Source organism: Actinophytocola sp. KF-1 (genome assembly GCF_054661535.1).
This window is the reverse complement of the sequence record NZ_BAAFVK010000013.1, coordinates 56,790-70,013: the sequence shown is the minus strand read 5'-3', so window position 1 is coordinate 70,013 and position 13,224 is coordinate 56,790. Positions and strand designations below refer to the sequence as shown.

Below are 13,224 nucleotides of genomic sequence, written 5' to 3'. Positions count from 1 at the left end.
TCCGATGGCAGCGGAGCATCCGTCCGTCGCACGGTTCTGCCTGCTCGGACCCGTGCAGCTGGTGGTCGGCGAACGGGCGGTGCCGCTGGGCGGCGCAGGCATGCGTGGTGTGCTCGCCATGCTGCTGCTCGAACCCAACCAGGTCGTGCCACTGGACCGGATCGTGGACGTCCTGTGGGCGCACGAACCACCCGCGAGCGCGCGGACGATGGTGCAGGGCTACGTGTCGCGGCTGCGCCAGCGGATCGCGGAGGCCGACGTCAACGCGCTCATCGTGACCACGCCGCCCGGCTACCGGCTGGTCGTGGACGAGTCGCTGATCGACGTGACCATCGCGCGGTCGCTGCTCGCGCGGGCGCGGGAGCAGCCCGCGGCGCGCCGGGCCGAGCTGCTGCGGCAGGCGAACGCGCTGTGGCGCGGGCCCGCGCTCGCCGACCTCGGCGGGCGGGTGACGGCGCCGGAGCTGACCGAGCTGCGCCTCGCGATCCTCGAGGCGCTCTACGACGCGCAGCTGGAGCTGGGCCGCCACCACGAGGTGGTCGGCGAGCTGACGCAGCTGATCGACGCGCAGCCGTTCCGCGAACGGCTGGTCGCGCAGCTCATGCTGGCCCTGTACCGGGCGAACCGGCGCGCGACCGCGCTCGACGTGTACCAGAAGTTCGCGCACCGGGCAGCCGAGGAGCTGGGCATGGACCCCGGTCCGCAGCTGCGTGAGCTGCACGCACGGGTGCTGCGGGACGACTCGAGCCTGCTGGAGCCGTCGCCGGAACCGGTGCTGACCCCGAAGGTCGGCGTGCTGGTGCCCGCGCAGCTGCCGAGGGCGCCGTCCGGGTTCGCGGGCCGCGACGAGGAACTCGACTGGCTGAGCGGGCTCCTGCCACCGGATGAGACGGCGGCGATCGGCGTGCTCGCCGGGCCCGCGGGGGTCGGGAAGACCGCGCTCGCCGTGCTGTGGGCGCACCGGGTGGCGGCGGCGTTCCCGGACGGGCAGCTGTTCGCGAGCCTGCGCGGCTTCGACCCGCAGCACACGCCGGTGCGGGCCGCGGACGTGCTCACCCAGTTCCTGCTCGCGCTCGGCGTCGGCGTCGACGACGTGCCGTTCGAACTGGACGACCGGGCCGCGCTGTACCGGTCGATCCTGGCCGACCGCCGGGTGCTGGTGGTGCTCGACGACGCGCGCGACGCCGAGCAGGTCCACCCGCTGCTGCCCGCCGCGTCGTCGTCGTTCGTGCTGGTGACGTCCCGGATCCGGCTCGATGGGCTGGTCGCGCGGACCGGCGCGAAGATGCTGTCGCTCGGCACGCTCGGGGCCGACGCCGCGGAGCGGTTGATCGAGCACATGGCGGGCACGCCAGCGCACAGCAGGGACCGCGAGCAGCGCCGCAAGCTCGCCCGGCTGTGCGGGCACCTGCCGCTCGCGCTGCGCATCGCGGCCGCGCGACTCGCCGGTAATCCACAGTGGACGGTCACGGACCTGGTGGCGGAGCTGGCCGACGAACGGTCCCGGCTCGCCGCGCTGGACACCGAGGACGTGGACACGAGCGTGCGCGCCGCGCTCGACGTCACCTACCGCAGCCTGCGGCCCGAACTGGCCGACACCGTGCGCCACCTGGGGCTCTTCCCCGGCACGCGGATCGGGCCGGGACCGGTCGCCGCGCTGTGCGACGGGGACGTCGATGGCTGCAGGCGCGTCCTGCGCGCGCTCGCCGCGTCGTTCGTGGTCACCGAGACCAGCCGCGACGTGTTCCTCATGCACGACCTGGTCCGGCTGCACGCGTCCGAGCGCGCGGAGGCCGAGATGTCCGAAGTGGACAGGGCGGCGGCGGTGCGCAGGCTGCGGCGGTACTACCTGGCGGGTGCGCGGACCGCGCGGGAGTTGCTGCGGCCGGACGGCGGACCGCTGCCGGACGGCGCGGGCCCGGTGATGACCACCGCCGAGGAGGCCGTCGACTGGATCGACAAGGAGTGGGCGAACCTGCTCGCCGTGGTCGAGGCGGGCGCGGACGGTGGCGACGGCGACGACGAACTGGTCGCGCTCGCGCGCCTGGCCGCGGAGTTCTCCGAGGGCACGCGGGCGCTCGGGCCCGCGGCGCTGAGCCGGTTGGTCCGTTTGGTCGTCTAGGTGCCGCCCGCGTTTAGCGAACAGTTAGTCGTTTCGGGCGATCAAGTGGCAGGCTGCCCGCCGAGTGCTCGACGTCCCGGAGCCTGACCATGAGCACTCGGGCGGCGCTACCAACGTGGGGGTGTGCTGCCCAAGCGAACCGGCCGGCGCTGTTGGGGGACAGTGCCGGCCGGTCTGTTTCTCGCACACGACTACACGCGTGCGCTGTCCTTGCTGGTGCCGGTCGGCAGGGGGAGCGGCGTCAACTCCGGCCGCTTGGGCGCGAGCCCGTCCCCCATGGACTCACCGCGCAGGTGCCTGCGCACCCACGGCAGCAGGTGCGTGCGCGTCCACGCGAGGTCGGCCTGCCGCGACCGCAGCCACGGCATCGGCTCGACCGGCGGCCACGGCTCGCGCCAGTCCTCGGCCACGGGCACGCCGAGCACCTCGGCCGTGCGCAGTGCGATCCTGCGGTGCCCCTCCGGGGAGAAGTGCAGCCGGTCGTCGCTCCACGCCCTGCCGTCCACGAGCGGCCGCATGGCCCACAGGTCGACGATCATCGTGCCGTGCCGGTCGGCGATGGCACGCAGGTTCGCGTTGTAGATGGCGACCTTGGGCCGCACCCGCCGCACCACCGGCTGGCTGCGCGGGTCCGGTCCGGTGAAGATGACGACCTCGCAGCCCGCGGCCCGCAGGTCCACGACGGCCTGTTCGAACTCCTCCGCGAGCGCGTCGACGTCGCTGCCCGGCACGATCAGGTCGTTGCCGCCCGCGCAGATCGTTACCAGATCGGGTCGCTCCTCGATGGCGATCGGCACCTGCTCGTCGATGATCTCCCGCAGCATCTTGCCGCGCAGTGCCAGGTTCGCGTACCGGAAATCCGGCGTGCGTGCCGCGAGCGTCGCGGCCAGCCGGTCGGCCCACCCCACGTAGCTGCCGTCCGGCGCCTCGTCGCTCAGTCCTTCGGTAAAGCTGTCCCCGACAGCGACCCAGCTCTTCCACTCCCGCCCCATGACGATCACCCCTCCCTAGTGCGCGCCCTCGTTATATCTCCTAATCCGCCAGAATGCCGCTTGATTCCCGACCTACGCCACCGTCGGTTTGGCCTGTCCGCACGCGGGTGCGCAGCGTGATCGGATACGCGGGGGAATCGTCCGGTTCCGCGCGTGCGACTGTCTGATGTGGACGTCACGGTGCCGGCAGGAGGAACAGGCCTGCCACCGCGCCGTCGTCGTCGAACGACACCCGGCCGGTCAGCTCGCCCGTCGCACAGTACAGCGGCACGTCGACCACTGTGTATCCGCCGACGCGCAACGTCGTCGGCTCGCCCGTCCGCTCGCAGGCGCCGACCGTGCCGGCCACCCGCGCCCACGCGCCGGCGACCTCGTCCACGGTCAGGTCGGCCGCCATGTGCGCGCCGACCTCGGTCCACCGGCCCGCCACGAGCGCGGTGAGCAGGGCGGTCGCCTTGCCCGCCGCGCCGGGCAGCAGCTCGTCGTCGGCGGGCAGGTCCGCGCGCGTGCGTGCGTCGGCCTGCCTGCCGAAGCGCTGGAAGGCGGCCTGGCGGGAGGTGCCGAGCACGTCGCCGATCTCCTGCCAGGTGCGGCCCGACGCCCTGGCCTCGTCCACCGCGCGGCGCAGCGCGTCCTCCGCGGCGCGGGCGTGGCCGAGGGCCTCGGCCACCGCCGTCAGCGCGTCGTCAACGTAACCTTGACGGGTCTGGAGCGTCAGGCCCTGTCTCGCGCGCTGCCGTCGCGCCGCGCTGCGGCACGTGGCGTCGCAGTACCGCTTGACGCGGCCTTTGCCCTGTTGTTTCGGAAGTGGACGGCCACAGTTGCGGCAGGTGTGCGTTCCGTCGACGTTGGCCATGGTTCATTTCCGTGCCGTGCCATCCGTGCACGCAATGCTAAAGCGTGCCGTCAACTGAGGTTAGGGTGGCCTAAGCAATCCGGGATGAGGCAGGCTTGAGACGTGACAGACCAGCCCACCGAGACGCGCGACCAGTCGCTCCGGGACCTGCTGGGTGGGCGCCGCGGCGCTCTCGACGCGAGCATCCCGCCGGCGGTGTTCGTCGTCGCCTGGCTCGTGAGCGGCCGCTCGATCGGCTGGGCGGCCGCGGCGGCGATCGCGGCGGGCGTGGCCGTCGGGATCTGGCGCCTGGCCCGCGGCAGGCGCGTGACCGCGTCGGTGGCGAGCGTGGCGGCGGTGTCGCTGGCCGCGTTCGTGGCATTGCAGACCGGCCGCGCGGAGGACTTCTTCCTCGTCCAGCTGCTGTCGAACGTGGCGAGCGCGCTGGCGTGGGCGCTGAGCATCCTCATCCGGTGGCCGCTGCTCGGCGTCGTGGTCGGCCTCGTGCTGGGGCAGAAGACGAAGTGGCGGCGCGACCCGGACCTGGTGCGTGCCTACGGCAACGCGAGCTGGGTGTGGGTGCTCGGCCAGTACACCGTGCGCGTCGTCGTGTTCGGCCTGCTGTGGTGGTCGGGCTGGGTCGTCGCCCTGGGCGTGGCGCGGGTCGCGCTGAGCTGGCCACTGGTCGCCGCGGTCCTGGCCGCGAGCGCGGTGGTCCTCCGCAAGTCCCTCCCGGCAGGCCACCCCGGCCTCCGCCACCCCCGCGCCTGAACCTCGCGAGTCGCGCTCTCGCGCACACCGAGTTGCCGGTTTCGTGCAGGCGCGTGTGCACGAAACCGACAACTCGCTATGCCTGAGAGCGTGACTCGCGGGGGTCGGGGTGGGGGGTGTGGGGGCCCCACGCTGTCAGGGCCGCCAGCCACGCCGCGCCTGCGGCGCCGTCGCTCGCGTACCGGACCTCCGCCTCGCCTGACAGGCGTTTCCGCAGTTCCGTCCCCACCGGACTGGACGGGCCGATGACGCTGCCCGCCAGTACCACCGGGGTCGTCTCGCCGGGGGTGCGGGTCATCGCCGCCTGCTCCGCCAGCAGCCGGGCCGCCTCCGCGACGATGTCCGCCGCCGCCGGGTCCGCCGTCGCCAGGTCGCTCACCAGCGACGCGAACCGGGCCAGCCGGATCGGCGGCTCCGCGTTCGCCGACGTGATCAGCCTGCTCAGCGCGAGCCGCCGGTCCGCGACGTCGCCGACCGTCTCCTTCAGCACCGCCTCCGCGAGCGGGCCCAGCGGCGCCGTGCTCTGCAGCACCGACAGCGTCGACCGGACCGCCTGCCTGCCGATCCAGAACGCCGAGCCCTCGTCGCCGAGCAGCCAGCCCCAGCCGCCGCGCCAGGACTCCTTGCGGCGGCCGACGATCCGGGCCGCGACCGAACCCGTGCCGCCGATCAGCACCGTCCCGTCCGGCGACGCGGTCGCCGACGCGAACGCCACCTCCGCGTCCGACACCACGTCGATCCGGCACGGCACGCCCACCCCGCGCAGCGCGGCCTCGAAGATCGCCAGGATCGCCGGGTCGGAGAACTTGCTCTCCCCGGCGAGCCCCAGCAGGCAGCTCACCACGGCCGCACCCGGTGGCACGGCCGCCGCCACCGCCGCCGCCACGCGCCCCGCCGCCACCTCGGGCGGGTGCGAGTTCGGGTTGCCGCCGCCGGACGAGCCACGCCCGGCCACGCGCCCGTCGGCGTGCACGGCCAGTGCCCTGCTCGACGTGCCGCCGATGTCCACGCCGACCGCGACGTCCGTCATGAGGTCAACCCCGGTCCCGGTTCCATGGTCACGCGGTCGGCCGTCATCGGGCCGCCGCAGTCCGCGCACGTCACGTTCGCCGTCGTCGCGGCGCCGCAGTCGTGGTGGCGCAGCAGCCGCGGCGGGCCGGCCGGGTCGGCGAGCCACTCGTCGCCCCAGCGGATGATCGCCGCCAGCACGGGGAAGAAGTCCTCGCCCATCGCGGTCAGCGGGTACTCGTACCTCGCGGGCCGGTCCTGGTAGCGGACGCGCGCCAGCAGCCCGGCGCCGGTCAGCCGGTCGAGCCGCTCGGTCAGCGTGTTCCGCGCGATGCCCAGCTCGGCCTGGAAGCGGTCGAAGCGGCGGACGCCGTTGAACGCCTCACGCAGCACCAGCAGTGTCCACTGATCCCCCAGCAGGTCCATGGTTCTTGCGATGGAACACGGCCAGCGGGCGAACGACGTCCTTCGCACGGGAGAAGTCTAGGGGTCCGGCTCTCGCGGAACTACAGAGTGCGAGTGACCTTGTTCAGACCGCGAGGGTTGTCGGGGTCGCCGCCACGCGCGAGCGACAGCGCCAGCGCGAGCCGCTGCAGCGGCAGGATCTCGAGGATGGGCGCGACCTCCTCGAACGTGTCCGGCACCGCGATCCGCAGGTCCGCGGCCATGTCCGGTGCGGAGGAGCCGACCGCGAGCACGGACGCGCCGCGGTCGCGGACGGTGTCGACGACGTCACGCATCGCCGTGGCGCCGAGGCCCTTGCTGGTCACCGCCACCACGCCGGTGCGGTCGTCGATCGCCGCGACCGGACCGTGCAGCAGGTCCGCGCCGCTGTAGGAGCGGGCGCCGAGGTAACTGGTCTCCGCGAGTTTCAGCGCGGCCTCCGCCGCTGTGGCCGACGAGTAACCGCGGCCCGTCGTGACCACCCGGTCGATGTCGCGGAAGCGCTCGACCGCGTCGTCGATCGGGGCGGCGAGGGCGGTCGCGGACAGCTCCCCGATGTCCGCGACCGCCGCTCCCTTGCCCCCTCGGATGGCATCCACCAGCAGGTACAGCGACAACAGGGTCGCCGTGTAGGTCTTCGTGGCCGCGACGGCCAGCTCCTCGCCCGCCTTGATGTCGACGGAGTGCTCCGCGGCGTCCGACAGCGGCGACGACGGCGTGTTGGTCACCGCGACCGTCAGCGCGCCCTGTGCCCTGGCCGCCTCGGTCGCCGCCACCAGATCGGGTGAACCACCGCTCTGGCTGACCGACAGGTACAGGACGTCGGTGAAGTCCGGGCGGGCGCCGTAGAGGGTGGTGGTCGACGGGGACACCAGCCCGGCGGGCAGCTCCAGCAGTACCTCGATCAGGTACTTCGCGTACAGGGCCGCGTGGTCGCTCGAGCCGCGGGCCGCGAGCAGCGCGAACCTCGGCCTGCGCGCCGCGACCAGTTCCGCCACGGCCGCGATCTCCTCGCGCCGTGCGACCAGCGAGGAGAACACCGCCGGCTGCTCGGCGACCTCCGCGGCCATCCGGGCACCTGCTGCCGCCATCGTCCCTCCTCGTTCATTAAGGTCTAGACCAATGATGGTAGCGCTGTAGGGTGTGCGTTCGCCACGGGTGTCACGGTATTCCCAAAAACCGAGCGGCGTGATCGCGTCGACGGCTTCGGGAAGGCATGCTGTAGCAGGGAAGTCGTTGGAGGAGGAGCCATGCTCGATACGTCGGCCGCGCAGGAGCCCGACGCCGGTACCCGCGCCATGCGCGAACCCAAGTACTGGGGTCTCAAGAGGCATCTGCTCGACCTGCTCGCCTCCCTGCCGCCGGGGTCGCCCATCCCCACTGAACGTTCACTCGCCGCCGAGTTCGACGTGTCGCGCACGACCGTGCGCCAGGCTCTCGCTGACCTGACAGTGGAAGGCCGACTACTGCGCGTACAGGGCAAGGGCACGTTCGCGGCCGAACCCAAGGTGGCACAGCGGTTGCAGCTGTCTTCGTACACAGAGGACATGCGGGCGCAGGGCCGCGAGCCGTCGTCGCAGCTGATCGACATCGCGGAGATCCCGGCGGAAGGCGAGCTGACCACCCTGCTCGGCATCCGGTCCGGCGCGAAGGTGCTCCGCATGCAGCGCCTCCGCCTCGCCGACAACGAGCCGATGGCGATCGAGACCACGCACCTGCCGCTCGGCAGGTTCCGCGGGCTGCGCAAGTACCTGACCCCGGGCGGCTCGCTGTACCAGGTGCTGCGCGAGCGGTTCGACGTCGAGATGGGGCACGCGGAGGAGACCATCGAGACCGCGCTCGCCGGTCCCCACGAGGCCGAACTGCTCGGCGCGGACGTCGGCATGCCGATGCTGCTGCTGTCGCGGCACTCGTTCGACACCACCGAACGGCCCGTGGAGTGGGTGCGGTCGGTCTACCGCGGCGACCGGTACAAGTTCGTCGCCGAACTGAACAGGCCCTCATGACGCTCGGTGAGGTTCGCTGGGGGAGCGGCACCGCGCGGGGGATCCTCGCCGCGACCATCCTCGGCTCCGGCATGGCGTTCCTGGACGGCACGGTCGTCAACATCGCGCTGCCGCACATCGGCGCCGAGTTCGACGCCGGTGTCGCCGGGCTGCAGTGGATCATCAACGGCTACCTGCTGACGCTCGCCGCGCTGATCCTCGTCGCGGGCTCGCTCGGCGACCGGTACGGCCGCCGCCGCGTCTACCTGGTCGGGGTCGCCTGGTTCGCGCTGTCGTCCTTGCTCTGCGGCGTCGCCCAGAACACGGAGATGCTGGTCGCCGCGCGCATCCTGCAGGGCATCGGCGGGGCGCTGCTCACTCCCGGCGCGCTCGCGATCATCCAGTCGTCGTTCCACCGCGAGGACCGGGCCCGCGCGATCGGCGCGTGGTCCGGGCTCGGCGGCATCGCGGGCGCGGTCGGCCCGCTGGTCGGCGGGCTGCTCGTGCAGGCGTGGTCGTGGCGGCTCGCGTTCCTGATCAACCTGCCGCTCGGGCTCGCCGTGATCTGGCTGACCAGGAAGTACGTGCCCGAGTCCGAGGACACGTCGATGACCGGGCACCCGGACGTGTGGGGTTCCGTGCTCGGCGCGCTGGGCCTCGCCGGGGTCACCACCGCGCTCGTCGAGGGGCCGGAGCGGGGCGCGTCCGATCCGTTCGTGCTGGTCGGCGCCGTGGTCGGGGTGGCGGCGCTCGTCGGGTTCGTCGTGCTGCAGATGCGGCAGCGCAACCCGCTGGTGCCCCCGGACATCTTCGCGAACCGGACATTCGTCGTCGCCAACCTGCTGACGTTCGTGGTCTACGCGGCGCTCGGCGGCGTGATGATGCTGTTCGTCCTGCAGCTGCAGGTCTCGCTGCACTACTCGCCGACGGCCGCGGGCCTGGCGAGCGTGCCGATCTCGATCATCATGCTCGTGCTGTCCGCGCGTTCGGGGAAGCTCGCGCAGCGGTTCGGGCCGCGGCCGTTCCTGGTGGCCGGGCCGCTGGTGATCGCCATCGCCATGATCATGTACACCATGGTGACGCCGGGCGCGTCGTACCTGTTCACGGTGCTGCCCGCGGTGGTCGTGTTCGGGCTCGGGCTCACCGCCGTGGTCGCGCCGGTGACCGCGACCGTGCTCGCCGCGGCCGAGGACCGGCACGCAGGCGTGGCGTCCGGGGTGAACAACGCGATCGCCCGGACCGGCGGCCTGCTCGCGGTCGCGATCCTGCCCGCGGCGGCCGGGCTGACCGGCGAGTCGTACGCCGACCCGGCCGCGATGACGTCCGGCTGGCAGATGGCGATGTGGCTGTGCGCCGGGTTGTGCGTGGTCGGCGGCGTGCTGGCGCTGGGGGTCCGCAACGACGTGCTGGCCCCGGCTCCGGAGCCCGAGGACGAGCTGCCGGAACCGGGGAAGTGCTTCAGCTGCGGTGTCACGGGTCCGCCGACCCACCTCGGCGCTACCCGCGGGTCGTGAGCACCTCGGCGAACAGCGCGGGATCGATGTTGCCGCCGGACACGACCGCGACGGTCCTGCCCCGCGGCAGGTCCGCGTGCAGGTAGGCGGCCGTGGTGACCGCGCCGCTCGGCTCCGCCACCACCTGTGACTTGACGGCCAGCAGCGCGATCGCGTCCTTGATCTGGTCCTCGGTCACCGTGACCACGTCGTCGACGAACTTGCGGACGTGCTCGAACGTCAGCTCGGACGGCGTGGAGCGCAGCCCGTCGGCGATCGTGCGGGCCCGGTCGTCGGTCGACCAGTTCGGGCGCTGACCGGTGCGGAAGCCCTCCGCGGTGTCACCAGCCAGCTCCGGCTCGACGCCGACGACGCGTGCGTGCGGCGCCTTCGCCTTGATCGCGGCGGCCACCCCGGAGATCAGCCCGGCGCCGCTCACCGGCACCAGCACGACCTCGACGTCCGGCAGGTCGGCGGCGATCTCCAGGCCGATCGTGCCCTGACCGGCGATGACGTCCGGGTGGTCGAACGGCGGGATCAGCGTGCCGCCGTTGCGCGCGACGACCTCCTCGGCCGCCGACTCGCGGTCCGCGGGTGGCACGATCAGCACCTCCGCGCCGTGCCGCCGGGTCGCATCCACCTTGACCTGGGGCGTGTTGGTCGTCACCACGATGGTCGCGGGCACGCCGTACAGCTTGGCGACGTAGGCCACGGCCTGCGCGTGGTTCCCGCTCGAATAAGCGACCACGCCGCGGGTACGCACCTCGTCGGGCAGCCGTCCGATCGCGTTCGCGGCGCCGCGCATCTTGAACGCGCCGATCGGTTGCAGCTGCTCGGGTTTGAGCCACAAGGGACGGTCGGGCGGCGCCCAAAGGCAGGGCAGCAAAGGAGTTCGCACGATGCGGTCGCCGATGCGCGCGGCGGCGGCCTCGATGTCGTCGATGGTGGTCAGTCGCACGACACCAAGTATGCACTGTCCACAATGGACTGTGGTGGTGCTCACCATCGGCCAACCAGGGGAGTGGCACGTCCGTCCCAGCCGTTGGACAAGTGGGAGCGGTCGTCAACAGACGAAGGATCATGAGCGACAAGGAAGAGACGGACAGAGTAAGGATCAGCCAGGTCCTGGCCGGGGCGCTGGCGGCGGTCACCGCTGCGCTGATCGGCTCCACCATGGGGGTCGCGGGCACCGTGGTCGGCGCCGGGCTGGCGAGCATCGTGTCGACCATCGGCGGTGCCCTGTACCTGCGGTCCATCGAGCGGACCACCGAGGGCGTGCGCACCGTCCGCGCCAAGGTCGTCGGCAAGTCCGGCGGCACCACGGTGCTGGTCTCCGACGAGGACCCGGACAAGGAACCCGAACCGCCGGGCGAGGAGGTCGAGGCGGAACCGGTGCCCGGTGACCGGCCGCCCGCGGACCGGCGGCGGCTGCGCTGGCCGATGCTGGTCGTCGCCAGCCTCGCGGCGTTCGCGCTGGGCATGCTGGCCGTGACCGGCGTCGAGTGGCTGCGCGGCGAGACGCTGTCCGGCGGCAACGGGACCACGTTCGGCAGCATCGTCGACCCCAAGAGCGACAACGGTGAGCAGCGGCAGCAGCCGTCCGGCCCGACGACGTCCACCACGACGCCGACGGCGCCGGAGAGCGGGTCGGAGCAGCCGACCTCCACCACGACCGGTCCGACCAGCAGCACCACCACGACGACCCCGCCGAGCGACTCGTCGACCACCACGACCACGACTACACCGCCCGAGACCACGACCACCGAGGTGGAGCCGCCGGGCGGCAGTGTCATCCCGACAAACTGACACTGGGTAGCAAACCGGGCGCGCACATGGCAACTGTTGTCCCCGAACGGCCGATCGCCGGACGCTGCGTAAGCAAATAGTTTCAGAAGGCCATCCATCCCGGATGGTGAGAACCGTCTCCGTTGTTGCCCGGGAGCTTTATCGATCCCCTGCTCGCTCCCGGGTTCCCCCTGCAAGAGACGAGGGAGCAAACCTGATGAAACGCACAACCCTTGTGCGCATGGGCAGCACCGCACTGCTCGCCGTGGGTCTGGCACTGACCGTCACCATGCCCGCGAACGGCGCGCCGGTGACGTCGGACTCCAGCGAGATCCAGGCGGCGCTGCAGCGTGACCTCGGCCTGACCCCGCAACAGGCTGAGGCCCGCTACCAGCAGGAAAAGGTGGCGTGGTCGAAGGACAAGACCCTGCGTATCGCCTTGGGCAGCGACTACGCGGGCAGCCGCTTCGACGCCGCGTCCGGCAAGCTGGTCGTCAACGTCGCCGACGCGTCCCGCGCCGCCGAGGTCACGGCGGCCGGTGCGCTCGCTCGCGTGGTCGAGCACAGCGCGGCCGAACTCAGCGCCACCAAGGCCAAGCTCGACCGGGCCACCGCGGCCAGGCCGAGCTCGGTCACCGGCTGGCACGTCGACGACGCCACGAACGCCGTGGTCGTGTCGGTGTACGGCAACGAGTCGACGGCGGCGACGTGGGCGAAGAGCCTCGGCGCCGACGTGCGGTTCGAGCACGTCGCCGAGCGCCCGCAGACGTTCTGGAACCTCATCGGCGGTCAGGCGATCCGGACCAGCAGCGGCTCCCGCTGCTCGCTCGGCTTCAACGCCCGCAGCTCGAGCGGTGCCCGGTACGTCATCACCGCCGGTCACTGCACCAACCTCGGCGGCACCTGGTCCGGCTCCGGCGGCACCATCGGCACCGTCTCCGGTTCGTCGTTCCCGACCAACGACTACGGCCGCATCACCGTGAGCTCCAGCTCGGCCGTGTCGACGCCGTACGTCGACCGGTACAGCGCGGGCAGCGACGTGACCGTCGCCGGTTCGCAGCTCGTCGGTGCCGGTGGCGCGGTGTGCCGTTCCGGTTCCACCACCGGCTGGCACTGCGGCAGCGTCGCGTCCACCAGCGCGACGGTGTGCTACTCCCAGGGGTGCGTCTACGACACGATCCGCACCAACGTGTGCGCCGAGCCGGGTGACTCCGGCGGGTCCCTCGTGTCCAACCCCGGCTCCGGCACGCGCGTCCAGGCCCAGGGCATGACCTCGGGTGGTTCCGGCAACTGCAGCTCCGGCGGGACCACGTACTTCCAGAAGGTCAACGAAGCCTTGAGCGCGTACGGGCTGTCCCTGTACACCGGCTGACGCCCACCATGCCAGCGGACGGGCCGAACCCTGCCGGCCCGTCCGCTGGTTCCTTTCTGTCCACAGGTGGGGTGGTTGTCCACAGCCAAGATCGACTTCCGTCCCCCTGTCGGTGGACACCGGTAGACTGGACAGCGGGGTGCCCCCGGGAGTGGTGGGGGCTGTCCGTACGTACTGGGGCTGCGGTTTTCTTTCGGTTTTCGCTGGTCAGCGGCGTTTGTGGCTGTGTCGCTCGGTGTGGTTGCTTCGTGTTCGGTCCGGCTTGATGGTTTCCTGTTGGTGGGTTTTTCCCTCCGGGGGGTCCTCGCCGGACGGGCTGGTCTCCGGGATGGCGGGGGTCTTGCACGGGGCTGGTTTGGCAAGGACTGGTGTCCGTGGCTGCCTGCCATCCCGTCGACCTCCCACGGGCTATCACAC

12 protein-coding genes are annotated in these 13,224 nt (G+C 72.1%); 6 read left to right on the top strand and 6 right to left on the bottom strand.

Features of this window, described 5'->3' with window-relative positions; translation table 11 throughout:
* The first annotated feature begins 4 nt into the window (after nucleotides 1–4).
* Nucleotides 5–2,122, top strand: a complete 2,118-nt coding sequence (locus ACYQ77_RS33860; RefSeq protein WP_459718748.1) for an AfsR/SARP family transcriptional regulator — start codon at nucleotides 5–7, stop codon at nucleotides 2,120–2,122.
* 191 nt (nucleotides 2,123–2,313) lie between these two features.
* Here the strand turns inward: ACYQ77_RS33860 and ACYQ77_RS33855 are convergent, their stop codons facing one another.
* Together ACYQ77_RS33855 and ACYQ77_RS33850 are read right to left on the bottom strand one after the other, a co-directional pair.
* Complete coding sequence (locus ACYQ77_RS33855) at nucleotides 2,314–3,114, bottom strand: SGNH/GDSL hydrolase family protein (RefSeq protein ID WP_459718747.1); 801 nt, start codon at nucleotides 3,112–3,114, stop codon at nucleotides 2,314–2,316.
* 175 nt (nucleotides 3,115–3,289) lie between these two features.
* Complete coding sequence (locus tag ACYQ77_RS33850; protein WP_459718744.1) at nucleotides 3,290–3,784, bottom strand: hypothetical protein; 495 nt, start codon at nucleotides 3,782–3,784, stop codon at nucleotides 3,290–3,292.
* Nucleotides 3,785–4,072: 288 nt separating this feature from the next.
* On the opposite strand from ACYQ77_RS33850, the gene ACYQ77_RS33845 reads away from it, so the two are divergent.
* The gene (locus tag ACYQ77_RS33845; RefSeq protein ID WP_459718741.1) at nucleotides 4,073–4,720 is read left to right on the top strand and encodes a DUF3159 domain-containing protein; all 648 of its coding nucleotides are present in this window, start codon (nucleotides 4,073–4,075) and stop codon (nucleotides 4,718–4,720) included.
* 76 nt (nucleotides 4,721–4,796) lie between these two features.
* Here the strand turns inward: ACYQ77_RS33845 and ACYQ77_RS33840 are convergent, their stop codons facing one another.
* The 3 genes from ACYQ77_RS33840 to ACYQ77_RS33830 are packed head-to-tail and all read right to left on the bottom strand — an operon-like array spanning nucleotide 4,797 to nucleotide 7,263.
* A complete protein-coding gene (locus tag ACYQ77_RS33840; protein WP_459718738.1) occupies nucleotides 4,797–5,750 on the bottom strand; it encodes an N-acetylglucosamine kinase in 954 nt (317 codons plus the stop codon).
* Nucleotides 5,747–6,202, bottom strand: a complete 456-nt coding sequence (locus ACYQ77_RS33835; protein WP_459718735.1) for a winged helix-turn-helix transcriptional regulator — start codon at nucleotides 6,200–6,202, stop codon at nucleotides 5,747–5,749. Before ACYQ77_RS33835 ends, ACYQ77_RS33840 begins: the two co-directional genes overlap by 4 nt.
* 32 nt (nucleotides 6,203–6,234) lie before the next feature.
* Nucleotides 6,235–7,263, bottom strand: a complete 1,029-nt coding sequence (locus ACYQ77_RS33830) for an SIS domain-containing protein (RefSeq protein WP_459718732.1) — start codon at nucleotides 7,261–7,263, stop codon at nucleotides 6,235–6,237.
* A gap of 159 nt (nucleotides 7,264–7,422) precedes the next feature.
* Here ACYQ77_RS33830 and ACYQ77_RS33825 point away from each other — a divergent pair, with 159 nt between their 5' ends.
* On the top strand, nucleotides 7,423–8,178 hold the full coding sequence (locus ACYQ77_RS33825) for a GntR family transcriptional regulator (protein ID WP_459718729.1): 756 nt from the start codon (nucleotides 7,423–7,425) through the stop codon (nucleotides 8,176–8,178).
* Nucleotides 8,175–9,671, top strand: a complete 1,497-nt coding sequence (locus ACYQ77_RS33820) for an MFS transporter (protein ID WP_459718726.1) — start codon at nucleotides 8,175–8,177, stop codon at nucleotides 9,669–9,671. Before ACYQ77_RS33825 ends, ACYQ77_RS33820 begins: the two co-directional genes overlap by 4 nt.
* On the opposite strand, the gene ACYQ77_RS33815 is transcribed toward ACYQ77_RS33820, so the two are convergent.
* A complete protein-coding gene (locus ACYQ77_RS33815; protein WP_459718723.1) occupies nucleotides 9,655–10,608 on the bottom strand; it encodes a threonine ammonia-lyase in 954 nt (317 codons plus the stop codon). The genes ACYQ77_RS33820 and ACYQ77_RS33815 overlap by 17 nt on opposite strands.
* Nucleotides 10,609–10,730: 122 nt before the next feature.
* Here ACYQ77_RS33815 and ACYQ77_RS33810 point away from each other — a divergent pair, with 122 nt between their 5' ends.
* Together ACYQ77_RS33810 and ACYQ77_RS33805 are read left to right on the top strand one after the other, a co-directional pair.
* Nucleotides 10,731–11,456, top strand: a complete 726-nt coding sequence (locus tag ACYQ77_RS33810; RefSeq protein WP_459718720.1) for a hypothetical protein — start codon at nucleotides 10,731–10,733, stop codon at nucleotides 11,454–11,456.
* A 220-nt stretch (nucleotides 11,457–11,676) separates the two neighbouring features.
* Nucleotides 11,677–12,807 carry a S1 family peptidase gene (locus ACYQ77_RS33805; RefSeq protein ID WP_459718717.1) on the top strand — a complete coding sequence of 377 codons (1,131 nt, stop codon included), beginning with the start codon at nucleotides 11,677–11,679 and terminating at the stop codon, nucleotides 12,805–12,807.
* Nucleotides 12,808–13,224 lie beyond the last annotated feature (417 nt).